33 protein-coding genes are annotated in these 24,396 nt (G+C 67.9%); 17 read left to right on the top strand and 16 right to left on the bottom strand.

The genetic code is table 11. The features are described 5' to 3' along the window. Positions 1–3: 3 nt before the first annotated feature. Positions 4–357, bottom strand: coding sequence for a hypothetical protein (locus tag ACW17Y_RS13395; protein WP_492036179.1), 354 nt, complete (start codon positions 355–357; stop codon positions 4–6). Next, positions 354–1,301: a fatty acid desaturase family protein gene (locus ACW17Y_RS13390; protein ID WP_492036178.1), complete on the bottom strand. Its 948-nt coding sequence runs from the start codon at positions 1,299–1,301 to the stop codon at positions 354–356. Before ACW17Y_RS13390 ends, ACW17Y_RS13395 begins: the two co-directional genes overlap by 4 nt. 127 nt (positions 1,302–1,428) lie before the next feature. Here ACW17Y_RS13390 and ACW17Y_RS13385 point away from each other — a divergent pair, with 127 nt between their 5' ends. From ACW17Y_RS13385 to ACW17Y_RS13375, 3 genes are read left to right on the top strand one after another with little or no spacing between them, the layout of a single operon-like run. Next, positions 1,429–1,833: a hypothetical protein gene (locus ACW17Y_RS13385; protein ID WP_492036177.1), complete on the top strand. Its 405-nt coding sequence runs from the start codon at positions 1,429–1,431 to the stop codon at positions 1,831–1,833. Next, a complete protein-coding gene (locus tag ACW17Y_RS13380) occupies positions 1,830–2,027 on the top strand; it encodes a helix-turn-helix transcriptional regulator (RefSeq protein ID WP_492036176.1) in 198 nt (65 codons plus the stop codon). The genes ACW17Y_RS13385 and ACW17Y_RS13380 overlap by 4 nt, the downstream gene beginning before the upstream one ends. 34 nt (positions 2,028–2,061) lie before the next feature. Beyond that, entirely contained in the window at positions 2,062–3,006 is a 945-nt protein-coding gene (locus tag ACW17Y_RS13375; RefSeq protein WP_492036175.1) for an alpha/beta fold hydrolase, read from the top strand. A gap of 1 nt (position 3,007) precedes the next feature. Here ACW17Y_RS13375 and ACW17Y_RS13370 read toward each other — a convergent pair whose 3' ends face one another. The 6 genes from ACW17Y_RS13370 to arsC form a co-directional block, all read right to left on the bottom strand. Beyond that, a complete protein-coding gene (locus ACW17Y_RS13370) occupies positions 3,008–3,853 on the bottom strand; it encodes a DUF3298 and DUF4163 domain-containing protein (protein WP_492036174.1) in 846 nt (281 codons plus the stop codon). Positions 3,854–3,868: 15 nt separating this feature from the next. After that, on the bottom strand, positions 3,869–4,843 hold the full coding sequence (gene ubiA / locus ACW17Y_RS13365; protein ID WP_492036173.1) for a 4-hydroxybenzoate octaprenyltransferase: 975 nt from the start codon (positions 4,841–4,843) through the stop codon (positions 3,869–3,871). A 31-nt stretch (positions 4,844–4,874) separates the two neighbouring features. After that, on the bottom strand, positions 4,875–5,330 hold the full coding sequence (locus ACW17Y_RS13360) for a YkgB family protein (RefSeq protein WP_492036172.1): 456 nt from the start codon (positions 5,328–5,330) through the stop codon (positions 4,875–4,877). A gap of 61 nt (positions 5,331–5,391) precedes the next feature. After that, entirely contained in the window at positions 5,392–5,853 is a 462-nt protein-coding gene (locus ACW17Y_RS13355; protein WP_492036171.1) for a DMT family transporter, read from the bottom strand. Positions 5,854–5,863: 10 nt separating this feature from the next. Continuing rightward, a complete protein-coding gene (locus ACW17Y_RS13350) occupies positions 5,864–6,334 on the bottom strand; it encodes an NUDIX domain-containing protein (RefSeq protein ID WP_492036170.1) in 471 nt (156 codons plus the stop codon). A gap of 9 nt (positions 6,335–6,343) precedes the next feature. Then, positions 6,344–6,751 (bottom strand): arsenate reductase (glutaredoxin), encoded by a 408-nt coding sequence (arsC, locus tag ACW17Y_RS13345; RefSeq protein WP_492036169.1) that lies wholly within the window; start codon positions 6,749–6,751, stop codon positions 6,344–6,346. Between the two features lie 169 nt (positions 6,752–6,920). On the opposite strand from arsC, the gene ACW17Y_RS13340 reads away from it, so the two are divergent. From ACW17Y_RS13340 to ACW17Y_RS13310, 7 genes are all read left to right on the top strand, one after another. Next, complete coding sequence (locus ACW17Y_RS13340) at positions 6,921–7,673, top strand: SDR family oxidoreductase (protein WP_492036168.1); 753 nt, start codon at positions 6,921–6,923, stop codon at positions 7,671–7,673. Between the two features lie 4 nt (positions 7,674–7,677). Next, complete coding sequence (gene folB, locus ACW17Y_RS13335) at positions 7,678–8,049, top strand: dihydroneopterin aldolase (protein WP_492036167.1); 372 nt, start codon at positions 7,678–7,680, stop codon at positions 8,047–8,049. Between the two features lie 85 nt (positions 8,050–8,134). Further along, on the top strand, positions 8,135–8,659 hold the full coding sequence (locus ACW17Y_RS13330) for a 6-pyruvoyl trahydropterin synthase family protein (RefSeq protein WP_492036166.1): 525 nt from the start codon (positions 8,135–8,137) through the stop codon (positions 8,657–8,659). 54 nt (positions 8,660–8,713) lie between these two features. Further along, positions 8,714–9,403: a DUF4870 family protein gene (locus ACW17Y_RS13325; RefSeq protein ID WP_492036165.1), complete on the top strand. Its 690-nt coding sequence runs from the start codon at positions 8,714–8,716 to the stop codon at positions 9,401–9,403. 8 nt (positions 9,404–9,411) lie between these two features. Continuing rightward, entirely contained in the window at positions 9,412–9,801 is a 390-nt protein-coding gene (locus ACW17Y_RS13320) for a hypothetical protein (RefSeq protein ID WP_492036164.1), read from the top strand. A gap of 67 nt (positions 9,802–9,868) precedes the next feature. Then, positions 9,869–10,156: a GNAT family N-acetyltransferase gene (locus tag ACW17Y_RS13315; RefSeq protein ID WP_492036163.1), complete on the top strand. Its 288-nt coding sequence runs from the start codon at positions 9,869–9,871 to the stop codon at positions 10,154–10,156. Between the two features lie 76 nt (positions 10,157–10,232). Further along, complete coding sequence (locus tag ACW17Y_RS13310) at positions 10,233–10,898, top strand: DUF4126 domain-containing protein (protein ID WP_492036162.1); 666 nt, start codon at positions 10,233–10,235, stop codon at positions 10,896–10,898. Here ACW17Y_RS13310 and ACW17Y_RS13305 read toward each other — a convergent pair. From ACW17Y_RS13305 to ACW17Y_RS13295, 3 genes are all read right to left on the bottom strand, one after another. After that, complete coding sequence (locus tag ACW17Y_RS13305; protein ID WP_492036161.1) at positions 10,870–11,184, bottom strand: hypothetical protein; 315 nt, start codon at positions 11,182–11,184, stop codon at positions 10,870–10,872. The two genes, ACW17Y_RS13310 and ACW17Y_RS13305, sit on opposite strands and share 29 nt — an antisense overlap. A 114-nt stretch (positions 11,185–11,298) precedes the next feature. After that, positions 11,299–13,158 carry a monovalent cation:proton antiporter-2 (CPA2) family protein gene (locus tag ACW17Y_RS13300; protein WP_492036160.1) on the bottom strand — a complete coding sequence of 620 codons (1,860 nt, stop codon included), beginning with the start codon at positions 13,156–13,158 and terminating at the stop codon, positions 11,299–11,301. A gap of 61 nt (positions 13,159–13,219) precedes the next feature. Beyond that, positions 13,220–14,026 carry an alpha/beta hydrolase gene (locus ACW17Y_RS13295; RefSeq protein ID WP_492036159.1) on the bottom strand — a complete coding sequence of 269 codons (807 nt, stop codon included), beginning with the start codon at positions 14,024–14,026 and terminating at the stop codon, positions 13,220–13,222. Between the two features lie 45 nt (positions 14,027–14,071). On the opposite strand from ACW17Y_RS13295, the gene ACW17Y_RS13290 reads away from it, so the two are divergent. Further along, entirely contained in the window at positions 14,072–14,329 is a 258-nt protein-coding gene (locus ACW17Y_RS13290; RefSeq protein WP_492036158.1) for an Lrp/AsnC ligand binding domain-containing protein, read from the top strand. On the opposite strand, the gene ACW17Y_RS13285 is transcribed toward ACW17Y_RS13290, so the two are convergent. After that, positions 14,295–14,828: a GNAT family acetyltransferase gene (locus tag ACW17Y_RS13285; protein WP_492036157.1), complete on the bottom strand. Its 534-nt coding sequence runs from the start codon at positions 14,826–14,828 to the stop codon at positions 14,295–14,297. The two genes, ACW17Y_RS13290 and ACW17Y_RS13285, sit on opposite strands and share 35 nt — an antisense overlap. A gap of 139 nt (positions 14,829–14,967) precedes the next feature. On the opposite strand from ACW17Y_RS13285, the gene ACW17Y_RS13280 reads away from it, so the two are divergent. The 6 genes from ACW17Y_RS13280 to ACW17Y_RS13255 all read left to right on the top strand — a co-directional run bounded on the left by ACW17Y_RS13280 (position 14,968) and on the right by ACW17Y_RS13255 (position 20,268). Next, a complete protein-coding gene (locus ACW17Y_RS13280; protein ID WP_492036156.1) occupies positions 14,968–16,146 on the top strand; it encodes an acyl-CoA dehydrogenase family protein in 1,179 nt (392 codons plus the stop codon). A 3-nt stretch (positions 16,147–16,149) separates the two neighbouring features. Further along, positions 16,150–17,271 (top strand): acyl-CoA dehydrogenase family protein, encoded by a 1,122-nt coding sequence (locus tag ACW17Y_RS13275; RefSeq protein WP_492036155.1) that lies wholly within the window; start codon positions 16,150–16,152, stop codon positions 17,269–17,271. 71 nt (positions 17,272–17,342) lie between these two features. Continuing rightward, positions 17,343–18,644 (top strand): homogentisate 1,2-dioxygenase, encoded by a 1,302-nt coding sequence (gene hmgA, locus ACW17Y_RS13270; RefSeq protein WP_492036154.1) that lies wholly within the window; start codon positions 17,343–17,345, stop codon positions 18,642–18,644. Between the two features lie 3 nt (positions 18,645–18,647). Then, positions 18,648–19,019 (top strand): hypothetical protein, encoded by a 372-nt coding sequence (locus tag ACW17Y_RS13265; protein ID WP_492036153.1) that lies wholly within the window; start codon positions 18,648–18,650, stop codon positions 19,017–19,019. Then, positions 19,019–19,408 carry a hypothetical protein gene (locus ACW17Y_RS13260; protein ID WP_492036152.1) on the top strand — a complete coding sequence of 130 codons (390 nt, stop codon included), beginning with the start codon at positions 19,019–19,021 and terminating at the stop codon, positions 19,406–19,408. The genes ACW17Y_RS13265 and ACW17Y_RS13260 overlap by 1 nt, the downstream gene beginning before the upstream one ends. A 53-nt stretch (positions 19,409–19,461) precedes the next feature. After that, a complete protein-coding gene (locus tag ACW17Y_RS13255; RefSeq protein WP_492036151.1) occupies positions 19,462–20,268 on the top strand; it encodes a DUF1295 domain-containing protein in 807 nt (268 codons plus the stop codon). 60 nt (positions 20,269–20,328) lie between these two features. On the opposite strand, the gene ACW17Y_RS13250 is transcribed toward ACW17Y_RS13255, so the two are convergent. From ACW17Y_RS13250 to pgl, 4 genes are all read right to left on the bottom strand, one after another. Beyond that, positions 20,329–20,604, bottom strand: a complete 276-nt coding sequence (locus ACW17Y_RS13250) for a hypothetical protein (RefSeq protein ID WP_492036150.1) — start codon at positions 20,602–20,604, stop codon at positions 20,329–20,331. A gap of 84 nt (positions 20,605–20,688) precedes the next feature. After that, positions 20,689–21,657, bottom strand: a complete 969-nt coding sequence (gene glk, locus ACW17Y_RS13245; protein ID WP_492036149.1) for a glucokinase — start codon at positions 21,655–21,657, stop codon at positions 20,689–20,691. Beyond that, entirely contained in the window at positions 21,654–23,528 is a 1,875-nt protein-coding gene (gene edd / locus ACW17Y_RS13240; RefSeq protein WP_492036148.1) for a phosphogluconate dehydratase, read from the bottom strand. The genes glk and edd overlap by 4 nt, the downstream gene beginning before the upstream one ends. Then, positions 23,528–24,238 carry a 6-phosphogluconolactonase gene (gene pgl, locus ACW17Y_RS13235; RefSeq protein ID WP_492036147.1) on the bottom strand — a complete coding sequence of 237 codons (711 nt, stop codon included), beginning with the start codon at positions 24,236–24,238 and terminating at the stop codon, positions 23,528–23,530. Before pgl ends, edd begins: the two co-directional genes overlap by 1 nt. Between the last annotated feature and the right edge of the window lie 158 nt (positions 24,239–24,396).

Here is a 24,396-nt window from a genome sequence, read left to right as displayed (position 1 = left end):
CGGTCAGAGCTGTTCGATCTCGGCGTCGAACTTGAAGCCTTCGCCCGCATCCAGCCCGCGGACGAAATAGTCGTGGATCCAGGCGGCGATGGTCTCGGGCTCGCGGGGCGCCAAGGTTACGGTCAAGTGCTGACGGGGCTGGAAGGAAATGATCACGGCCGATCCCAGTTCGGCGACCAGGGCATCGGGCTGGCTGTCAGCGAACGACGCCATGTTGACCTGATCGTCGACGAACTGAAGCCAACGATTGGCGTCGCCCTCGACGGTGAAGGTAACGCAAAGCCCTTCAGGCCCCTCCATGACAGGGGCCAGGACTTCGACCATTCCGGCGATGATGTCCGCCCTGGCGTCACTCATGCTTGTTCCGCTCCACTGGCCTGCCTCAACACGCTGACATAGCCCGGCGCGACCTCCATCCGTGCGCCCGGCTCCGTCGCCCGGATCGCCTTGTGCAGGCGCGGCAGGTTCCAGCAGGCGACGTGCATGAACAGGTGGTGCTCGGCGTGGAAATTGACCCAGTAGGGAGCGATCAGGGCGCGCTCCCACCACGATGCGCGGGTCGTCCGGGCAGCGCGGAAGGGGTCGATCGCGGAGCCCTCCACGCAGGCGTGTTCGGCGATATTGCGCAGCCGTGTGACCAGCGGGAACCAGGTCGCCATCGGAAGCAGCCACAGGGCGAAATACGCCCACCAGACGCCGGCGAGGCTGAAGCCCAACAACATGGCGGCGTTGACCAGCAGGAAGGCAGCGACCGAGCGGCCGGTGACGATGGCGTCGTAGTCGTGCGCCTCTGCGCTCGCCGAGCGTTGGCGCAGCACGGCCAGCGGCAACAGAACCCGCTGTTTGAAGAAGGTCTGGCCGGTCAGGTCGCGGATCATCTTGCGTCGCAGGGAGGCGCCCGAGACGGGGAAGGGGGCCGACAGCACCAGATCCGGGTCCTCGGGCTGCTGGGCGAACCGGTGGTGGGACAGATGATAGGGGCGATAGGCGTCCAGAGACGCCCCGATCGGCACCGCGCACAGCCAGTGGCCAAGGAAGTCGTTGAACTTCAAATTCTTCGCCAGCGCTCCGTGGGCCGCCTCATGCATCAGGATGGCGAGCCCAAGCTGGCGCGTGCCGACGATCATGACGCAGATCGGAATCAGGATCGGCTGCCAGATCCCCGCCGCGACGGCCAGGGCGATGATGCCCCAGGCGTGGGCGACCAGCAGAGGCCCCTTCCACGCCGAGCGCGCCTGGAACGGCGCCCACTGCTCTGGGGCGAACACCTCGGCGGGCGATATGCGCGGGGCTGCGGGCATGGAGCCGATGATAGGCCGCCACTGGCTCGGGACCAAGCGCCGGGCTGCGTGTCAGCATCACCTGACAAAAGTCATGTTGACCTGACAAAACGGTCGTGTAAGGTGCGCCTTACAAAGGAGATGTCTCATGGCTTCGTGGAAGACACTGGATCCGGCGCACAAACGCTATGTGATCCGTACCAATATGTTCATGGCCGGCTATGTCCTAGTCAATGTGGCGGCCATCTTCGGCGCCTTCGACGAGATCATCGGCAAGGCGGCGGGCGTGGCTCTTGGCCTGTGCGTGGCGGCCCCGATCGCCGGGCAGCTCTGGGCCACGCTGTCGCTGATGAACGAGGCCGATGAGTTCGTGCGGGCCCTTACCGCCAAGCGTTTCGTCATTGCGTCCGGTCTGGCCATGGCCCTCTTCAGCGGCTGGGGTTTTGCCGAGAGCTACGGCGGTGCGCCGCATGCGCCGGGCTGGATCATCTACCCGCTGTTCTGGGGCCTGTTCGGTCTGATCAGCCCGTTCGTGAAGAGCACCGGCCGATGAAGAACTCTCTGCGCGAACTCCGCACCGGCAAGGGCTGGACCCAGGAACAGCTGGGTCAGGCGCTGGGCGTCTCACGCCAGGCCGTCAACGCCCTGGAGACCGAGAAGCACGACCCTTCGCTCGACCTCGCCTATCGCATCGCCGCCCTGTTCGAACGGCCCGTGGAAGACGTCTTCGACAACCCGCACGCCTGACGTTTCGTCAGGATAACCTTACAAGGACATCGTCATGCTGCATCTCCGCCACCTCGTCGGGCGTTCGACCCTGCGCGCCCTGTTCCTGGCCTCGGCGGCCGCCCTGGCGGTCGGCGGGACTGTCTTGGCAACCCAGGCGCTCGCCGAGCCGGTCACCGCGATCCAGACCGCGCCCTTCGCTTCCGACCGGCTGTCGGTCGAGGTGATCGGTTCAGGCCCCGACGTCATCCTGATCCCCGGCCTGGCCTCCTCGCGGGAGGTCTGGCGTCCGCTGGCCACCCGTCTGGCCGCCACCCACCGCGTCCATCTGGTCCAGCTGGCGGGCTTCGCCGGCGAACCCTGGAGCCACGGCGACGGCCCCTTCGTCGCTCCCGAGGTCGAGGAACTGGCCCGCTACGTCGCTGAAGCCGGTCTGGAGAAACCCGCCGTCATCGGACATTCCATGGGAGGTCTCAGCGGCCTTCTGCTGGCCCAGTTGCATCCTGATCGGGTCGGCCGGCTGATGATCGTCGACGCCCTACCGTTCTTCTCCGCCCTGTACGGTCCCACCGCCACGGTCGAGACGGCGCGTCCGTTCGCCGAACAGGCGCGGGCCGCAATGATCGCCAACACCGATCCCGAAGCGCGTCGCCGTCAGGGCGAGGCGACGGCGGCCAGCATGGCGCGCGCTGTGGCCTTCCGTCCTCGGATCGTCGAATGGACCATGACCAGCGACGTTCGCGCCGTCGCGTCGGCCATGGCGGACGTCATGACCACCGACGCCCGCCCTGGTCTGGCCGCCATGATCACTCCGGTCACTGCCCTCTATGCGACCGACGCCGATGGCGGTCCGCCGCCCGCGATGGCTCAGGCAATGTGGGAGCGTGAGTACGCCGCACTACCGGGCGTCCAGGTTATCCGCGTGGACGACAGCCGCCACTTTATCATGGCCGATCAGCCGGAACGGTTCGCAGAACTGGTGGACGCCTTCCTGAAATAGATCAGGCGGCGGGCCCAGGTTTGGGCTCGCCGGCGAACTCGTCGGCATAGGCGGGGGCCAGCAGGGCGCGGAAGGCGCTTTGCGGCACGGTCACCTCGTATGATCCGTCGGAGTAGGGACCGACCTGATACGGTCCGATCAGGAAGACCAGACCACCGGCCTTCCCGGGCCGGGTCCCCTGGGCCAGCACGAACGGAATGCTCGCCGCGCGCGGGCATTTCCACATGTCGCTACCGGTCAGGGATACGGTCTCGGCCTGCGGGTCACGCTTCTTCTTTTCGGCATTGATGGCGGCGCACAGGGCGATGTCCAGGGCCGACAGATCGCCGGTCTTGGTGAACAGGTCGGCGGCGGCCACCTCGCGCTTCAGCGCCTTGTCCCACAGGATCGCGGCGAAGGACGAGTTGGGGTGGGCCCCGCCCGTGTATTCGGAATCCGTGCGGATCAGGCTGAACAGCTTGCCGGTCTCGGCGCCGGTCGTGATCTCGATCGACTTGTCGTAGGCGCCCATCCCCTCGTCCCCGCCGGCCTCGGTGCGGTCGGCCTGGGCGCCTTCGGAGAACTCGCGCAGGTCGCGGACGGCGGCGGCGTAGAGCCGGGCGTGCAGGTCCGGCTGGGCCTTGATCGCGACCGGCAGGGTCAGGCTGACCTCCGCGAAGGCGGTCTTGGACTCGAAGGCCATGGGGGCGGCGGCATCGGCGGGGGTGACCACTGCGCCGGTTCCGGCGGTCGCGGCCGGGGGCGCGGACTTTTCCTCCGCCTTGTCGCGGTTACAGCCGGCCAGGGTCGCGGCAACGGCGAGGCTCAGGACAGCGAGGCGGAACGGCGTGGACATGGACGCGATCATGAGGCGATCTCCGGACTAGAAGGGCAGTGATACGGCGCCGAGGGCGATGGCCGCCAGCAGGATCAGCCCCGCTTCGCGGTTGGATTTGAACAGCTTCAGCGCCAGGGCGCCGTCTTCGGGCTTCAGCGTGCGCACCTGCCACGCCAGATGCGCGGCGTAGGCGATGAGGCCGAGATAGAACAGGGGCGACAGGGCCGCGGCCCAGCCGATCACCGCGACCAGCAGGACTGACACGCCATAGAAGACGGCGACTCCGGATTGAACCCGGCCGCCCAGCCGCCGCGCCGAGGACTTCACCCCGACCATGGCGTCGTCCTCGATGTCCTGCAGGGCGTAGACGGTGTCGTAACCGAGGGTCCAGAACACCCCGCCGAGCCACAGCCATAGTCCGCCCCAGAGAAGCGCCGAGAACGGCCCGATAAACCAGCTGGCGATCACGGACGCTGCAAAGCCTCCGGCCGCCGCATAGCCCATCAGTGCGCCCCAGTTGAACGTGAGGCCGAGCCACGCCTGCGGCCACCATGTGATCCGCTTCATAAAGGGATAAGCCGCCACCAGCGCCAGCGATCCGACGCCGAGCAGGATGGCAGACAGGTTGAGCGTCAGCAGGATCAGCAGGCTGACGAGGCTGCATCCCACCACGAAGGCCCAGGCCTGTTTCACGCTGATACGGCCGGACGGGATGGGCCGCTCGGCGGTGCGGGCCACCTTCAGGTCGATGTCGCGGTCGACGATGTCGTTGAAGGCGCAGCCCGCCGCCCGCATCAGACAGGCCCCGATCGCGAACCCGGCGAACAGCCACAGATCATGGAGGTCGGGCGTCTTGTGCAACTGAACCAGGGCCAGCGCTATCCCCTGCCACCCCGGCAAGAGCAGCAGCCAGATCCCGATCGGCCGGTCGAACCGCCCCAGCTTCAGCCAGGGCTTCAGGCCCTCGGGCGCACGGGCGTCGACCCAGTTTCGGCCGGCATCGGGAAGGGGGACGGACATGAAGGCTCGATAGCACCCCGTCCGGTCCACGTCACAGGTCGAGCCGCTCCCGCGCGTCGAGGAACAGATAGAGGCAGATGGCCAGAAGGCCGACGTCCTTGGCGAGGAACTGACCGGTCGAGCCGAGGGCCGGGAAGCCGTAGCCGTCCTGCCAGACACCCGGAGCGGTGAAAAAGAAGCTCAGCGTCACGAGGAAAGTCGCCACCCCCATCAGGGCTCCGGCCAGCCCGGCCCAGGGGAAGCGGCCGCCGACGGCGATCAGGATACCGGCCGTCAACTCCAGCACGCCGATCACGGCTGACGCGCCGCCGACGCCGACCAGCGGATAGAGCCAGCCGAACAGCCAGTAGTGTTCAGCGATGCCGCGAACGCCTTCCGCCTCGTAGGGCAGGAACTTCATGTAGCCGAACCACAGGAGGATCAGCGCGATGCCGAACCGCAGGGCGGCGCGACCGTCGAGACGGGGCGGGGACAGGGATTTGATCATGGAGGCTCCGGTGAAGGTTCGCCTCCGCTTCGCCGCCAGACGTGAAACGGTTACAGCGCGCCTAGCTCCGGCGCACGAGAATGACCCCGCCGATGACCAGGGCCACTCCGGCGATCCGACCCAGATTGACCGGGGCGCGCGGCACGCCGAACGCGCCGAAATGGTCGAGCGCCAGGCTGATGATCAACTGGCCTGCGACCATCAGGGTGATGGTCATGGCCACGCCCAGCCGGGGCACCGCCCAAGTCGCGGCGACCACGAAGATCGCGCCGTACAGGCCTCCGATCCAGGCGTACCAGGGCAGGCCCTTGGCCGCCGTGATGTCGGGCCGTGTGTGCAGGATGGCCGCGAGGATGCCCAGCGCGGCGGCGCCAACGGCGAAGGAGACGAAGGCGGCATTGACGGAACTGCCGACGGCCGTCGCCATCCGGGCGTTGGTCGGGGCCTGAAGGGCGGTGGCGCCGCCGGCGAGGACGACCGCCGTCATGGCCAGAAGGGGAGCAATCCCGGGTGCGAAGTTCATACGTCAGTCTCTACCAGCGCGAATCGACGGGCGCACCGCCGAACATTTCTGCGAGCCGCGACCGCGTCGAACGGTGCGCGTCATCGGGCAGGTCGGCGGGATCGAACCAGCCGGTCTCGGCGATCTCTCCGTGGTGGGTGAGGTCGCCGTGCTCGAAGGCGTCGAAACGATAGACCAGCACATGGTCGCCCCTGAAGAACCGCTCGTTAGAATGCACCGAGACCAGCCGGCCGGGCGAAGTCGCCCTCAGCCCCGTCTCCTCGAACAGTTCGCGCGCCGCCGCATCGCCGGTGGCCTCGCCGCGATCGACCCCGCCGCCGGGCAGCCACCAGCCGGCCAGATAGGTGTGTTTGACCAGCATGACGCGTCCCTGCGCATCGACCGCCACCGACCGGACGCCCAGCGTCATGCCGCGCTGCAGCCGGGACACCGCGAAAAAGACTGGCCGGGTGAAGGGCTCGATTCGGACGCGCCAGTTCATCTGGCGACGCTACAGGACGACAATCTCGCCGTCCTCTTTCACAAACCGCTCGGGTCGGCGGTCCAGCACCTCGAACACCCGTTCCGACGGCCGGGCCATCACGACGCCGAGAGGAGTCTGCACGATCGGCCGGTTCACGAGGATCGGATGCTCGACCATGGCCTCGATCAGGGTTTCGTTGGACACCGCCGGATCAAGCAGGCCCAGGGCTTCAGCGGGCGTGCCCTTCTCGCGCAGGACGGTGCGGGCCGGAACCCCCATGCGGTCGATCAGGTCGGCCAGTTGCGGCGCGGTCCAGCCGTGTTCCACATAGTGGACGACCTTCGGCGCATAACCCTGATCGAGAATGGCGCGGAGCACGTTGCGCGACGTGCCGCAGTCGGGGTTGTGAAAGATGGTCACTGGAAAGTCGGTCATGTCGCCTTGTCCGACACCAGGGGAACCCGATCAACAGCCGCCGCTTGAACCTTCGCGCCCGCCCCTCTATTCCGACGCCTGAAACAGGAGCTCCCCATGACAGCCCTCTACATTATCCTCGGCTTCGTCGCCGTCGTTGGCGCCTTCAACATCTTCGAGTTCGGCCGGGTTGACTGAATCCCGCCCCGGCGCGGCGCTCGTCACGGGCGGGGCGCGCCGGATCGGTCGCGCCATTGTACTGGCCCTGGCCGCGCGCGGCCATGACGTCGCCATCCATCATCGAGACTCGGCCGAGGACGCGGCAAGCCTCGCCGAAGAGGTGCGTGCGCTCGGTCGCCGCGCCGCGGTCCTGTCCGCCGACCTGACCGACGAGACAGAGACCCGCGCCCTGGTCCCGGCGGCGGTCGAGGCGCTCGGGCCGCTCTCCATCCTGATCAACAACGCCTCGGTGTTCGAGGACGACCGCGTCGGCGGTCTGTCGCGCGAGACCTGGGACCTGCATATCGAGACCAATCTGCGGGCGCCCGTCGTTCTGGCCGAGGCCTTCGCCGAACAGGCCCCCGAGGGCGCCTGTATCGTCAACCTGCTGGACCAGCGGGTGCTCAAGCCGGATCCGCGCTTCTTCTCCTACGCCCTGTCGCGCAACGGCCTGTGGTGGGCGACGCGGACCCTGGCCCAGGCGCTGGCGCCGCGCATCCGGGTCAATGGCGTCGGACCCGGCCCGACGCTTGCCTCCATCCACCAGTCCGAAGCCGAGTTCGCGGCCGAACAGGCCGCCATGCCGCTCGGCCACGGCCCGAGCCCCGAGGACATCGCCGAAGCCGTCGTCTATCTCGTTGACGCCCGCTCGGTCACCGGCCAGATGATCGCCGTGGACGGCGGCCAGCATCTGGCCTGGCAGACCCCCGACATCGCCGAGTGAGCCTGTGACCTCTGTTTCTGCGCCCCGGCGGGAAAACCTGACCGTCTTCGTCAAGGGCCTGCGGGTCGAGGCGGGCATCGGCGTCTATGACCACGAGCATGGCCGGCTGCAGACCCTGGTCATCGACGTGACCCTCGATCTCGGCCCGGCCGAGGTTTACGGCCTGTCGGACACCATCAACTACGAGACCGTCGCCGCCTCCGCCCGTCGCATCATCGCCGAGGGCCATGTCGGTCTGGTCGAGACCTTCGCCGAACGCCTGGCCCTGCACTGTCTGGAGGATGCCCGCGTGCTGGGCGTCACCGTCCGGGTCGACAAGCCCGGCGCGCTTGAGGCCGCCGACGGGGCCGGCTGCGAGTTGACCTACAGACGCTGAAGGTTCTCGTCCGGAGGACGAGGGGGCTGCTGATTCGGCTCCAGCCTTGCCTTTGCCGGCTTTCGGCACGACATGTCGCCGCGCAATGCCCCAGGTTCGCTTCACCCGCCGTTTCTCGATGGCCCACCGTCTGCTCTTCGACCCCGCGTCGCGGTGCGCGGTGCCGCATGGCCACAACGAGTTCGTGCACGTCGTCCTGGCCACGGACGCCGAGATGGATTTCGGCGCCTCGAACTATGTCGCCTCGTTCGAGACCCTGAAGGGCCGCTGGCACGGTTTCATCGACAAGGCCGTGGATCACGCGTTCCAGCTGAACCGCGCCGATCCCATGCTGGCCTGGTTCCAGCAGAATGAGCCCCAGCGCGTGCCACGCCTGATGGTGTTCGATGGCGATCCGACGACGGAGGCCTTCGCGGTCGCCCTGCGGAGGAAGCTGGACGCCATCCTGGCTGCCGACGGGTCGCCCTATCGCTGCGTCGAACTGACCCTGGAAGAGACCCCGACCAACGCCATCATCATCGGCGAACACCTGAGCCCGGCCGAGCGCAGCTGGATGGCCGGAAGCTGGATTGACCGGCCCGATCTGTCGATCAACGAACTGACGGCGTAAGGTTACGCCCGGTTCGGCTTGCCTCAGACCGGCCGCCCCGCCATTGTCCCACCCATGAACGCGAGGACCCCGATGGCCGAGCCCGGCGATCCCAATGCGCCCCAGACCGCGGAGTCTGAACCGCCCCATGACGTCGACCACGATGATCTGATCGGCTTCGCCTCGCCCGCCGCTTTGCAAGGCCAGACGCGTGCGCCCGCGCCGGTCGAGCCGGAGCCTGAATCGCCTCCGCCTCCCGAACCCGAGCCAGAGCTGTTCGCCCCGGAGCCTGGCCCTGTCGTCGCCCCGGTCTCGGAGATCGTCACCCCGACCCCGACCCCGACGCCAGAGCCGATTCCGCAGTGGGCCCGTGAGACGCCCGTTTCCGAACAGCCCGTCGGCCGCTTCGCGCGTCGCCGGGACCAGCCCGCTGCGATCGACGGCGCCATGGGCATCTACTCCGTCTACGCCCTGATCCTGTTCGCCGTGCCGACCCTTGGGGTCTCGGCCCTGATCGCCCTCGTGGCCGTGACCGGCCGGGCGGTTCCGCAGGGCGATGTGGCGGCCAGCCACTTCATCTTCCAGCAGCGCACCCTGTGGGCCGGCGCCGTCGTCGCCCTGCTCGGCGCCATCCTGATCGCCGTGGGACTTGGCGTCTTCGTCCTGTTCGTCCTGGCGGTCTGGCTGATCCTTCGCGGGGCCGGCGGCGTTATGAAACTCAAGGCAGGGCGTCCGATCGACCGTCCCCGCGCCTGGCTGTTCTAGGAGACACCATGTCCGACGCGCCCCAACCCCGTCTCGAGGCCGGCCATGAGGCCGAGGGCAAGCCCGCGGCCCTGATCGCCTGGGGCCTCTACATTCTGTCCATCCCCTCGGCCAATGTTCTGGTTCTGGTCGGACTGGTCGTCGCCTATGCCGCGCGCAGCTCGGCCACAGGCCTTCCGCGCCAGCACATCGAGGCCCAGATCGCGCTGTTCTGGTCCGTCTTCTGGTGGACCATCGCCCTGTGGGTCCTGATCGCCATCAGCATGGCGGCCTCGATCATCCTGATCGGCATTCCATTCCTGTTGCTGTTCGGCGCCCTGTGGTTCCTGCTCAGCATCTGGTTCACGGTGAAGAGCATCCTCGGCGTCGTGAACCTGGTCTCCGACAAGCCCGCCTGACGAGACGTGACCGTAAGGAACGGCTTTTCGGCATCGGGGTTCTGACCTCAGTGCCGAGGGGACCTTCATGACCGACTTCCGCGACGTCACAGCCGAGCAACGCTACGAACAGGGCTTTACGGACACCGGGGGGCAGATGCGACGCGTCTGGGCCGACTACTCGGTTCAGGGCAATCGCCGCGCCATCCTGCACGTCGAGGCTGACGACGAGCTGCGCGGCTCGGGCGCTGCGAGCAGGTTCATGCAGAGCCTCGCCGACCACGCCCGCACCGAGGGGCACAAGCTGACGCCGGTGTGCAGTTACGCCGTCGCCTGGTTTCGGCGGCACAGGGATCAGGCTGACGTGGTCGAGTGACATGAACGGCGGACTCCGGGCCGGTTCCGGGGCATTATCTCGTTCGCTGGGCTTAAGCCCGGCAGAGGAGCGCTGAATGGACGGTTTCGATCTTCAGGGCGTGCGCGACGGCGTCGGAGCGGCGGCCGGTCCCTTACAGACCTGGGTCCTTCCAGCCCTGCTGGGTCTGGGCCTTGCCTCGGCGACGGGCCTGCGGACCTTCCTGCCGCTCTTGATGCTCGCCCTCGCCGCGCGGTTCGGCCTGTTCGGCATCGCCCTGAACGAACAGATGAGCTGGCTCGCCGACTGGCCTGCCATTGCCGCCCTGGGCGTCGCGGCCGTGGTGGAGTTCGCCGGCGACAAGATCCCGGTCGTCGATCACGGCCTCAATGTCCTGGGCGCCTTCACGCGGCCGGTAGCGGGCGCGGTCGCGGCAGGCAGCGTTTTCGTCGGTCTGGACCCGACCACGGCCGCCATCGCCGGGGTCATCGTCGGCGCCCCTGCGGCCTTCGCTTTCAATGCGGCGCAAGGGGGAGCGCGACTGACATCCACCGCCACGACCGGCGGCGTTGGTAACCCGATCCTGTCCCTTATCGAGGACGTCCTGGCCTTCTTCACGGTGATCCTGGCCTTCCTGGCCCCGATCCTGGTCCCGGTGGTGCTGATCGTCCTGGCGGTGCTGGTCTTCCGCCTGGCAAGGCGGCTGCGGGAAAAACTCTACACGCGCGACGGGCTTACGGCAGACGCGACACGATTGCCTTGATGGTCTCCGCCTTGGCCGGCAGGTCTTCGGCCAGACGCGAGGCGAGCTCGCGGGCCCCGACGGGATAGGCGTCCCCGCCGGCAGAGATTTCCCGGGCGAGGGCTGCCGCTTCGTTCAGTCGACGTTCCAGTTCCTCGACCTGTTCGATGGCCAGGGCGCGGGCCTCGGCCTGCAGCTGTTTGACACGGTCGGCGGTCGTTTGCGGACCGCGCATCAGATCATAGACTTCGCTCTCGACGACGAGGCGCAGGTCAGGCTTCGAGCGGTTTCTGGTGGTCTTGGGCATGAGGTTCTCCTGACGACTGGAAACGTCAGGCCACGGTGAAGTTTCCCCGATCCGGCGACCTGTCGCGCGATCCTGCCAGCCTGTGGCCGCCGCGCATCACTCCGTTCGACGGTCTCAGGCCTCTTCCTGCTGCCGCTCTTCCTCTTCGGCGGACATGACCTCGGCCGTGTCCTCGTTCAGGGCCTGAGCCTCGCGACGCGGCTTCACATAGGGTTCCGGCTGAGGCGTCGAGGTGTTGTTGCGCCACAGGCTGCGGCCGGCCTGCAGGCCTCCGGTGACCTGAAGCAGCAGCCGCTCCTCGTCGCGACGGCGAACGTCCTCGATGGTTTCGGTCGCCTCGTCCCCGGAGAAGCCGAGATCCTTCAGCACATGTTCGCTGAAGGCCAGGGCGCTCTCGAAGGTCTCGCGGATGTGGAACTCGACCCCCGCGTTGATCAGCCGGATCGAGTGGCCGCGGTCATAGGCGCGCACGAACAGCTTGGTCAGGGGGAACTCGGCCTTGACCAGTTCCACGATCCGGTCGGCGATTTCCGGCTTGTCGACGCAGACCAGGATGGTCTCGGCCGTCTCGGCGCCCGAGGCCCTCAGCACGTCCAGCCGGGAGCCGTCCCCGTAATAGACCTTGAAGCCGAAGTTTCCGGCCGCCTGGATCATCTCCACGTCCATGTCGATGATCGACACGTCCACGTCGCGCGCCAGCAGCGGCTGACAGACCACCTGGGCGAACCGTCCGAAGCCGATGACCAGCACCCGCTCGCGCAGGTTCGCCGCCCTGTCCACGCCGTCCGCCGTGTCCGGGTCCAGCGCCTCGTCCGGCCGCAATTTGTCGGCGACGAACAGGCGCAGCGGCGTCAGGGCCATCGACAGGATCACGATCGCCGACAGGATCGCCGCCGTGCGCGGATCGAAAAGGCCGGCCGCCCCCGCCGTCGCATACAGGACGAAGGCGAACTCCCCGCCCTCGCCCATCAGGGCGGCGCGCAACAGGCCCTCGCCGTGGCTCTGTTTCAGCCGGGCGACAGCGTAGACGCCGATCATCTTCAGCGCCGAGAAGGCCACGACCCCGCCCAGCACCCAGGCCCAGTCCCGCACGACCACGGCGAGGTCCAGCGACATGCCGATGGCGAGAAAGAACAGGCCCAGAAGGATGCCCCGGAACGGCTCCACATCGGCCTCCAGCTGGTGCCGGAACGTCGATTCCGACAGCAGCACCCCGGCAAGGAAGGCGCCCATGGCCATCGACAGTCCGCCGAGGCTGACCGCGAAGGCGGACCCCAGCACGACGACCAGGGCGCCCATGGTCATCACCTCTCGCCCGCCGTACTGCGCGAGCAGGCGGAACAGCGGGTTCACCAGCCAGCGACCGGCGACATAGACCCCGGCCACGGCCGCGACCGCCGAACCGATGGTGATCCAGACCGGCCTGGCGGCCTCCACGGCGGTCCCGTATGCCCCGGCCAGCGCGGCGACGATCGCCAGCAGCGGCACAATGGAAATGTCCTCGAACAGCAGCACCGACACGACCCGCTGGCCGGCGGGCTCCGACTGCTCGTTCCGCTCGTCCAGCAGCTGCATGACGATGGCCGTCGACGACAGGGCGAAGCCGAACCCGGCGATCACCGCGGCATACCAGGGCAGACCGGCCAGCAAGGCGGCGCCGGTCAGCAGGACGGCGCAGGTCATGACCTGCACGGCGCCGAGGCCGAAGATTTCCCGCCTCAGGCTCCACAGCCGCGCCGGCCGCATCTCCAGACCGATGATGAACAGGAACAGCACGATGCCGATCTCGGCGACATGCAGCATGGTCTCGGGCTCGCGCACCACGCCCAGCGCCGACGGGCCGAGGATCAGACCGGCGGCCAGATAGCCGAGCACGGCGCCCAGGCCGAACCGCTTGAACAGGGGCACGGCGACGACCGCCGCCGCCAGCAGCGCCACCGCGTGGCCCAGACCCATTCCCGTCGGTTCCGCCATGATCCGTCCTGTGTCGCGAGCCCCTATTGTGGCGACGCTTTGCTGCGATTGCGAGGGGGCGTCAGGCTTTCGCCAGCTCCACAATCCGTTTCACCAGCCCGCTGTCCGTATCGGCCAGCGGGTCCAGCACGGTGAAATGGTTCAGGCCGGGCAGGGCCTCGAACCGCGTCTCCACCCCCTTGCCGCCCCAGAAGTCCGCCATGTCCCGCGACTGGCGCACGAATCCGCTCGTCTCATCCGCCCCGACCACGCAGTCCAGCACCGTCCCGCCCGGCGTCGATCCGTTCGGCACGGGCCAGTGCACCGGCGACAGCGCCGCCGCCTCGCGCGCATCCAGCCCGAGCGCATCGTTCAGCGACGTGGGGATCAGCGGCTCCAGATCGAACAGGCCCGAGATTGCGACGGCCGCCGAAGCTCGCCCTTCCGACAGCATGCAGGCAGCCAGATGCCCGCCCGCCGAATGACCGAACACGACCGGCCGCTTGCCGGTGCGCGACCGGATCAGCTCCACCGCATCCCGCGTCTGGCTGATGATCCGCCCCAGCCGCACGTTCGGGCACAGGTCATAGGACGGCAGGGCCAGGCTGACGCCGTGTTTCAGGAACGCCGGCGCGACCCAGCTGAACCACGACCGATCCAGCGCCTGCCAGTATCCGCCGTGGATGAAGACGGCGACCGGCGCGTCCGGCCCCGACTCGAACAGGTCCATGACCTCGCGCTCGCCGGTCCCATAGGACAGGGCGGTCGGCGGATGGGCCGCCCGCGCCGCCTCCGCATCCGCCTTCCACCGCGCCATGACGACGGGGTGATCGGGCACGGCCGCGCGGTTGTTGTATTCCGCTTCGAGATCGAGGGGCTTATCCGTCACGTCCGCATCCGCTACTCAAGCCCGCGAACACCGGAGCCCACGACCATGATGACCGCCATCTTCGTCTTCATCAAATGCGAGCTGGGCCACGCCAACGACGTCGCCGCCGACATGGTCGACAATGTCGAGCACGTCTCGGAGGTCTATTCCACCTCGGGCCAGTACGACCTGCTCGCCAAGTTCCAGCTGCCGAAAGAGATGGACATCGGCACCTTCGTCACGAAGTCGGTCCAGACCCGGCCGCATATCCGCGACACCTTCACGGTGATCACTTTCTCGCCGTTCCTGCCTTCGCGCGTCTGACAGGGCGGCCGGACTCGAGCCGATCGGCGTCGTCCTCCGCCTCGTCGTCGTCGCCGACCTTCTCCTCGACCGTCGCCGAAAGTCGCTGGAAGATGCCCAGACCGATGAGGACGAACACGGACGCGGCCACGAGTGCGGTGGGATATCCCATCTGGGTCACGTCCTCTCGCGCCGTCTTGAACACGAGCACCAGCGCCTCCAGGAACAGGGCGATGATGATCGTCGACAGGAACTTGGTAAGGCTGCGTCGGGCCTCCGCGGCGCTGCGCTTCTCGTTGCCGCGCTTCACCTCGTCCTCGAACAGGTATTTGGCCACGTCGAAGACGGCGATGGCGACGATGACATAGCCCAGGACGTCCAGGATCGCGTCGGCGCCCGAAGAGTCCGGATTGACGAAGCCCTGCCACGCCTCCCGCAGTCCCAGCACGACCAGCGCCACCGCCAGCAGCATAAGCAGCAGGCTGGCGAGAGCGAACACGCCTCGGGTCAGATAGGTCATGGCGAAGCGTCCCCGGTTATGCACCCACTAACGCGCGAGCCGCGTCGATGTTGCTCCGATGACAGCGTAGCCAAACGCAACTGATCGCTGCTAACCTGTCCGCCAGAGACGCAGGCACAGGCGTCAGGGAGCGAACCATATGACCGATCTGGCTGCCTTCCGCGCCGAGACGCGCGCCTGGCTGGAGGCGAACTGCCCGGCCGAGTGTCGCGGTCCGCTCGACAATGAGGAAGACCGCGTCTGGGGCGGCCGCAACCCGACCTTCAAGACCCCGGCCCACAAGCAATGGATGGACGTCATGGCCGCGCGCGGCTGGACGGCGCCGCAGTGGCCCACGGAATACGGCGGCGGCGGTCTCGACCGCGAACAGGCCAAGGTGCTGGCCTCCGAGATGCGCCGCATCGACGCCCAGATGCCCCTGTCGTCCTTCGGCATCTGGATGCTGGGCCCGGCCCTCCTGCAATTCGGCACCGAGGAACAGAAGAAGCGCTTCCTGCCCGAGATCGTTCGCGGCGAGATCCGCTGGTGCCAGGGCTATTCCGAACCCGGAGCCGGCTCCGACCTGGCCGCTGTCCAGACCCGCGCTGTCGACCAGGGCGACCACTGGATCATCAACGGCCAGAAGATCTGGACCTCCTATGCCGACAAGGCCGACTGGATCTTTTGCCTGATCCGCACCGATACAGAGGCCCCCAAACACCTCGGCATCTCCTTCGTCCTGTTCGACATGGCCACGCCCGGGGTGACGACGAAGCCGATCGAGCTGATTTCGGGCAAGTCGGCCTTCTGCGAGACCTTCTTCGACGACGTCCGCGTCGAGAAGGAGAACCTGATCGGGACGCTGAACCGCGGCTGGGACGTCGCCAAGGCCCTGCTGGCCCACGAGCGCACCATGATCGGGGCCATCGGCGACATGGGCCGCCCGATCAGCCAGGTCGCCGTCGATTCCGTCGGTCTCGATGACGCGGGCCGCCTCGACGAACCCATGCTGCGCACGAAGATCGCCGAGCTGGAGATCGACGCCGCCGCCTTCCGCCTGTCGATGGAGCGGGTCGGCGATCAGGTGAAGGCCAGACAGGTCTCGCCCGCCATCGCCTCCATGCTGAAATACTACGGCTCGGAGCTGAACAAGCGCCGCCACGAACTGGCCATGGCCGCCGGCGGCTCCGACGCCCTGGAGTGGGAAAGCGAGCGCTCGCAACAGGGTACTTCCGCCCGCGAATGGCTGCGCACCAAGGCCAATTCCATTGAGGGGGGGACGTCCGAGGTCCAGCTCAACATCATCGCCAAACACCTGCTGCAGCTGCCGGGAGCCTAGTCCATGCCCCTGATCCTGACCGAAGAGCAGACCATGCTGAAGGACGCCGCCGACGGCTTCCTCAGCGAGAACGCGCCCATCGCCCACTTCCGCAAACTGCGGGACGCGCAGGACGCCGACGGCGTCTCCCGCGACCTGTGGAAGGCGTTCGGCGAGATGGGCTTCGCCGGCGTCATCATCCCCGAGGAACACGGCGGCTCCGGCCTGGGCGCCGTCGAGGCGGGCATCGTGGCCGAGGGTCTGGGCCGCACCCTGACCCCGTCGCCCTTCTTCGGATCGTCCATCCTGGCCGCCCGCGTCCTGATCGACGCCGCCTCGGCCGACCAGCAGGCCGCCTGGTTGCCCAGGATCGCGGCGGGCGAGGCCATCCTGGCACTGGCCCTCGACGAAGGTCCCAAGCACCAGCCCTCGCGCATCGCCACCACGGCCGAGCGCAGCGGCAACGGCTTCAAGCTGAACGGGGCCAAGGGCTTCGTGCTCGACGGCCATATCGCCGACGCCCTGATCGTGGCGGCGAAGACGGATGCGGGCGTGACCTTGTTCCTCGTCGATCCGAAGACGTCGGGCGTCGAGATTGAGCGCACGGTCATGGTCGACGCCCACAACGCCGCCCGTATCACCCTGACCGATGTCCAGGTCGATTCTGACGCCGTCATCGGCGACGTCGATGCGGGCGAGGCGGCCCTCGAAGGCGCGCTGAACCTGGGCCGCGCCTGCGCCGCCGCCTGCCTGACCGGCGCCGGCGACCAGGCCTTCCTGACCACGGTCGAATACCTCCGGACCCGCAAACAGTTCGGCAAGGCCATCGGCGAGTTCCAGGCGCTGCAGCACCGCGCCGCCCATCTGTTCACCGAGCTGGAACTGGCCAAGGCGGCGGTTCTGGGCGCCCTGCAACGGCTCGACGCCGGCGCGCCCAAGGCCGATCTCGCCGTCTCGGTCGCCAAGGCCAAGGCGGGGAGGGTCGCCGAACTGGCGGTCCAGGAGGCGGTCCAGATGCACGGCGGCGTCGGCATGACCGACGCGTTCGATGTCGGCCTGTATATGAAGCGTGTGCGGGTCCTGAACGAACTGCTCGGCGACGCCGGTTTCCATGCGGAGAAACTGGCGCGGGCGGGGGGATACTAAACCCTCTCCCGCCGGGAGAGGGTGACGGGATCGGTCACCCCCGCTAAACCTCCCGCCACGGGAGACTCTGCATGACGCTGAACAGCGCAACCTATCTGACCGGCTTCGGCAACCATTTCGCCACCGAGGCCGTCCCCGGCGCCCTGCCGGTCGGGCGTAACTCGCCGCAGAAGACGCCGATGGGCCTCTATGCCGAGCAGCTCAGCGGCACAGCCTTCACCGCCCCGCGCGCCGAGAACCGCCGCAGCTGGCTCTACCGCCTGCGCCCCTCGGCCCAGCACCCGGCCTATCAGCCGTTCGCCCAGGGCAGCGTCCGGTCCGGCCCGTTCCACGACGCGCCGCCCAGCCCCAACCGCATGCGGTGGGACCCTCTGCCGCTGCCGACCACGCCGACCGACTGGGTCGAGGGCCTCATCACCTACGGCGGCAATGGCGATACCGACAGCCAGGTCGGCGTCGGCATCCACCTGTACGCCGCAAACCGGTCGATGACCGACCGCGTCTTCTACAACGCCGACGGCGAGCTGCTCATCGTGCCGCAGGAGGGTGACCACGCCTTCATCACCGAGTTCGGCCGCATCGAGGCCAGCGCCGGCCACATCGTCGTCATCCCGCGCGGCGTGCGCTTCCGCGTCGAGTGCGACGGACCGGTCCGCGGCTATGTCTGCGAGAACTACGGCGCGCCGTTCCGCCTGCCGGACCTGGGCCCCATCGGCTCCAACGGCCTGGCCAATCCGCGCGACTTCGAGGCTCCCGTCGCGGCCTTCGAGGACATCTCCCGCCCCACCGAATGCGTTCAGAAGTATGCCGGCCGCCTGTGGGTCACGACCTTCGACCACTCGCCGCTCGACGTCGTCGCATGGCACGGCAACCTCACCCCGTATCGTTGGGACACGGCCCGGTTCAATACGATCGGCACGGTCAGCTTCGACCACCCTGACCCGTCGATCTTCACCGTCCTGACCTCGCCGTCTGACACGGTGGGCACGGCCAACTGTGACTTCGTCATCTTCCCGCCGCGCTGGATGGTGGCTGAGGACACCTTCCGCCCGCCGTGGTTCCACCGGAACGTCATGAGCGAGTTCATGGGGCTGGTGACCGGGGCCTATGACGCCAAGGAGGGTGGCTTCGCCCCTGGCGGCGCCTCGCTGCACAACTGCATGAGCGGCCACGGCCCGGATCAGGCCAGCTACGACAAGGCGGTGTCCGCCGACCTCAAACCGCACAAGCTCGAGAACACCCTGGCCTTCATGTTCGAGACCCGTTTCCCCATCCGCACCACGGAATGGGCGCAGACCACCCCGACGATGCAGCTCGACTACGACGACGTCTGGACCGGCTTCACAAGCGGCGACGTCTCTCAAAAAGGATAAACCATGCGCCTTCTGTTCACCGCTGCCCTGGCCGTCGCCGCCCTGTTGTCGGGCAGCTGCGCGCCGTCCGTCCCCAACGAGGCCGACCTGCCGCCGATGGCCCGCGCCGACCACGATCTGGCCCAGGTCTGCGAGGAGGACGGGGGCGAACTCATGCGCGTCGGCCGGATGCAGACCGAACGGTGCGTCGTGCCGTTCGCGGATGCGGGCAAGGTCTGCCGCGATGGCGACGACTGCCTGGGCGACTGCCGCGCCGCCTCGGCCGGACCCAACGCCCAGACCACCACGGGGGTCTGCGCTCCCAACGACCTGCCGTTCGGCTGCAACACGCCGATCGAAAACGGCCGCGCCGGCCCGACGCTTTGCGTCGACTGATGCGGATCCTCGTCGCCCTCTTCGCGGCGACGCTGCTGGCAGGCTGCGCCCCAACGACGCCTCTGCCTGCGCCGTCCGCACCGCAGGAAGATCTGTCGGTCGGGCCGAACGAAACACCGACCGCCCCGCAGACGTCGGCCTGCACCGCGCGGGGCGGAGAGTTCCGCCGTTCGGGTCTTGCCGGCTTCTGGCTCTGCGTCGTCCCCTACGCCGACGCGGGCAAACCGTGTTCGGACACCAGCGACTGCCGGGGCGGCTGTATCGCGCCTCCGAACCAGACGCCCGTTCGCGGCCAGGCCCCCGGCGTCTGCGCCGCCTCGAACAGCCAGTTCGGCTGCTATTCGCGGGTCGAGAAGGGTGTTGTGGGGCCGGGTCTCTGCGTCGACTGACTGTTCGGCGGAGGGCGACGCATCCGTGCGGGTCATGCTAGCGTTGCTGTCCCATGATCCTCTCTGAACTCGCCGCCCTGCTGGGCCTGAACCTGGCTCTGCTCGTCGTTGTGATGCTGGCCCTGTGGGGACTGGCGCTGCGGCTCAAGGACGTCAGCTTCATCGACGGCGTCTGGCCACTGGGGATGCTGTTCCTCGCCCTGATCACCTTCCCGAGGACGGACGGGGATCAGACGCGAAAATTCCTTCTGCTGTGGCTCTGCGCCGTCTGGGCCATCCGCCTGGGCTGGCACCTGCTGCATCGCTGGCGCGAGAAGGGCGTCGACGGCCGCTACGCCGAGATCGTCGAGACTCAGGAGAGGGAGCACGGCTGGAGCTTCGGCAAGACGGCCCTGCTGTTCGTCTTCCTTCCCCAGGCGGTGCTGGGCTGGCTGACTTCGCTGCCGGTGCAGCTGGGCCAGGTCCAGCACAGCCCGCCCATCGGCTGGATCGGCTGGATCGGAGCCGCGATCGTCGTGATCGGCATCGCCTTCGAGAGCATCGGCGACGCCCAGCTGGCGGCTTTCCGCAAGGATCCCACGACCAAGGGCAAGGTGCTGGATACCGGCCTGTGGCGCTATACGCGCCACCCCAACTATTTTGGTGACGCCTGCGTCTGGTGGGGGCTGTGGCTGATCGCAGCGGAGACGGGCTGGGTGGGCATAGCCTCGATCGTCGGACCGATCTTCCTGACCTTCACCCTGACGAAATGGTCGGGCATCGGCATCACCGAGAAGGCCATCGGCAAGACCAAGCCGAAATACGCCGACTACATCCGCCGCACGAGCGCCTTCATCCCCATGCCGCCGAAGAAGGTCTGACAAACAAAACCCCCGCCGCTTTCGCGACGGGGGCTCGTTAGTGTCCGAAGGACGAAGTCCTTACTGGGCCGGGGCCATCGCGCCTTCCGGAGCCGACGGCGAGGTGTTCGGCGTGTTGGCGGTGGTCATGCCGCCGTCAGCGTTGCCGGCCTGTTGCTCGATGCGGTCGGCCTCGGCGTTCAGGGCGGTTTCCTGCTGTTCGGTCGGAGCGGCGGCGGCTTGCTGCTCCAGAGCGTCCGCCTGGACTTCGGCTTGCTTGTCGGCAGCCGATTCGCCGCAGGCGGCGAGCGAGGCGGCCAGAGCCAGCGAGGCGGAGGCGATGATCAGTTTACGCATAGGGAATTCCCTTCCTTGTTGAGCCGGAAAAATGCGGCGGCTCACGGAAGGTTCACGCGCTCGTGACGAAAAATAAGAACGGCGTTATCCGACCTCCGCAAAAGCGACCCTCGCCGCACCCAGCAGGGCCGCGTGTTTGTGGGTGATCACCCAGGTCGGAATGTCGGCCATATAGTCCTGGAACCGGCCCTTGCGTTCGAACCGCTCGCGGAACGGGCTGGCCTTCAGGAAGGGCAGGATCCGGGGTGCGATACCGCCGGCGATATAGACCCCACCGCGAGAGCCCATGGTCAGGGCGACGTCTCCGGCTACGGCTCCCAGGATGGCGCAGAACCGGGCGAGGGTCGCGCCGCACGCACTGTTCGGGTTCTCCAGCGCCTCGGTGGTGATCTGGGCCGGGTCTTCGATATGGCTCTCGCGGCCTTCGATGCGGGCGAGCGCCCGGTGCATGTTCAGCAGGCCCGGGCCGCAGATCAGCCGCTCAATCGAAACCCGGTCATAGCGCTCGCGCAGGATGCGCAGGATCTCGTCCTCGATCGGATCGCCTGGCGCGAAACAGGCGTGACCGCCCTCCGAGGGCATGGCCACCTCAAGGCCGTGGATGTCACGCGCAAGGGCGGAGACGCCGAAGCCTGTGCCGGGCCCCAGCACCGCGATGGCCGAATGCGGATCGCCCGCCTCGGGCCCGCCGAGGTGGGCGAGATCGGCAGACGGGACCACGGGCGCGCCCCAGGCCAGGGCTTCGAAATCGTTGATCAGCCGCACGGGGTTGAGGCCCAGCGTCTGCAACTCCGCCTCCGACACGGCCCAGGGGCTGTTCGTCAGGTCGATGGCGCCGTCCGTCACAGGCCCGGCCACAGCGATCACCCCGCCGGTCGGCTTGACCTCGCAGCCGTCCACGAAGGCCGCAACCCCCTTCAGGAAGGTCGGATACTGCTCGGCCGGGAAACTCTCGTGGTGGTCCAGCGCGATCTCGCCGTCGACCATGCGGGCGAGTGCGAAGCGGGCATTGGTGCCGCCGACGTCGCCGACCAGGAGGGTGTGTTCAGTCATGCGTCCACCGCCCGGTTCTGCACATTGGGGTCCGTCACGTCGCGGAGTTCAGGTTGTTGCTGCGACGGCTCGGCCACGAAACAGACCGAGGCGCCGCGTTCGGCCGAGGACACGATCGACCGGAACGCCCCGAACAGTTCGCGGCCATAGCCCCAGCTCTGCACCGAGTTCGGTCGCGCCCGCTCGCGCGTGGTCAGGTCGGCGTCGATGGTCAGCACGCCAGCCTCGGCGTCCAGCCTCACGATGTCGCCATCCAGCACATAGGCCAGCGGCCCGCCCTCGAGGGCTTCGGGCGTCACATGGATGGCGGCCGGGGTCTTGCCCGAGGCGCCCGACATGCGGCCGTCGGTGACCAGGGCGATGGGGACTCCGCGATCCTGCAGCACGCTCATCAGGGGCGACAGCGAATGCAGTTCCGGCATGCCGTTGGCCTTGGGCCCCTGGAAGCGCAGAACGATGATCCCGCCCGCATCCAGCTCGCCACGCTGGAAAGCCGCCAGCACATCCTCCTGCGCATCGAACACGCGCGCCGGGCCTTCGACGGCGCGGTGCTGCGTTTTGACGGCCGAGATCTTGATCACGGCCCGGCCGAGATTCCCCTTCACCAGACGCAGGCCGCCCTCGCTGTCGAACGGGTCCGACGCGGGCCTCAGGATGTCGCGGTCGAGACTCTCGACGACCCCGTCCTTCCAGACCAATTGGCCGTCGATCATCGCCGGCTCCTGGAAATAGTGATGGATGCCCCGGCCCATGATGGTGGTCACATCGGAATGGATATGGCCGGCCTGGGCCAGTTCGTGCGCCACGAAGGCCACGCCGCCCGCCGCCTGGAAGGCGTTCACGTCCGCCGATCCGTTCGGATAGACCCGCGCCAGCAGCGGCGTCACGGACGACAGCTGGTCCATGTCGGTCCAGTCGATCAGAACCCCGGCCGCCCGCGCCATGGCGACCAGGTGGATGGCGTGGTTGGTCGATCCGCCGGTGGCCAGCAGCGCCACGATCATGTTCACGATCGACTTCTCGTCGACCACATCGGCCATCCGGCATTCGCCGCTGACGGCCAGTTCGACCGCCCGCTTGGCCGCCGCCGCCGTCAGGGCGTCGCGCAGGCCCGTCTCCGGATGGACGAAGGCGGTCGACGGCATGTGCAGTCCGCCGAGTTCCATCATCATCTGGTTGGAATTGGCCGTGCCGTAGAAGGTGCAGGTGCCCGGCGAGTGGTAGGAGCCGATCTCGCTTTCCAGCAGGGTCTGGCGGTCGACCTTGCCCTGCGCATACTCGGCCCGCACCCGCGCCTTCTCGGCATTGGGAATGCCCGAGGGCATGGGCCCGGCGGGGGCGAAGATCACGGGCAGATGCCCGAACGCGAGCGCGCCCATGAACAGGCCCGGCACGATCTTGTCGCAGACGCCCAGCATCATGGCCGCGTCGAAGGCGTCGTGGGTCAGGGCGACCCCGACCGACATGGCGATGACGTCGCGGCTGAACAGCGACAGCTCCATGCCCGGCCGGCCTTGCGTGACGCCGTCGCACATGGCGGGCGTGCCGCCGGCGACCTGGGCCGTCGCCCCGACCTCACGCGTTGCGGCGCGGATCACTTCGGGGAAGCGCTCGAACGGCTGATGGGCCGACAGCATGTCGTTGTAGGCGGTGACGATGCCGACGTTGGGCGTCTTGCCGTCCATGACCTTCAGCTTGTCGGCGATGGTCTGGCCCGCGAAGGCGTGGGCCCAGTTGGCGCAACTCAGCTTGGCCCGACCGATGCCGCTATCCCGCGCTGCGTCGATGCGGCGGAGATAGTCGGCGCGCGTCTCTTTCGAGCGTTCGACGATGCGGGCTGTGACCTCCGCGACAACAGGATGCAGCGCCATCAGTTCGCCTCCGTCCAGACGATTTCGAGCGGGACCTTGGCGGCGATCATCGCCGCGATCGGTTGCACGGCCGGATCACCCTGCGCCTCCCGCTCGAACACCGAACGCTTGACCGCGCCTTTCAGGCCAAGGATCACCCGATCCGCCGCCATCAGATACGGCAGGTTGATCGAGATCCGCTCCAGGCTCGGCGCCATGCCGTCGCGCCCGCGCGGCACGCCCAGCACCGCGGGCTTCAGCGTCGGCGACAGCAGGGTCTTCAGGGTCGGGCTGCCGGGGAACATCGAACAGATGTGCCCGTCCTCGCCCATCCCCAGCAGCACGGCGTCGAACCGCCCGCCGGCCTGCGCAAGCGCACGCGCCGCGACCGCCGCCGCCCGGTCCACGGTGACCTCGGAATGATAGAGCGGGATGAAGGCCGCCTTCGCCGCCGGACCCTGCAGCAGTACATCCCTGATCAGCCGCGCGTTCGATTCGGGATCCGTCTCGGGCACATAACGCTCGTCCACGAGGGTGACCGCGACCCTGTCCCAGCCGATGTCGGCCTGCGCCAGCCGCGCATAGACCGGCGACGGCGTCGATCCTCCGGGACCGGCGAACAGGGCCTTGCCGTTCGCGATCACAGCCGCGCCCAGGGTTTCCTCGATCCGCCCGGCGATGGTCTGGGCCCAGCTCTCGATGGTGGGGAAGGTTTCGAGTTCGACCGTCATTCGCTCACTCCTACTTTCGTCATCCTCCGGCAAGCCGCGCCTTCGCGGCGCAGACCGGGGGACGCAGCGGCGCCGAAGGCGATCTGTTCAGGCACAATGTAGGAAGCGCCGTACCTCGCGGCAGGTTCGCGCTCTCGCGCGCCGCTGCGTCCCCCGGT

The sequence above is a fragment of the Brevundimonas sp. AVps7 genome (assembly GCF_058681545.1).
Note: the sequence above shows the minus strand (reverse complement) of the source record. Positions and strands in the feature narration are given on the sequence as shown.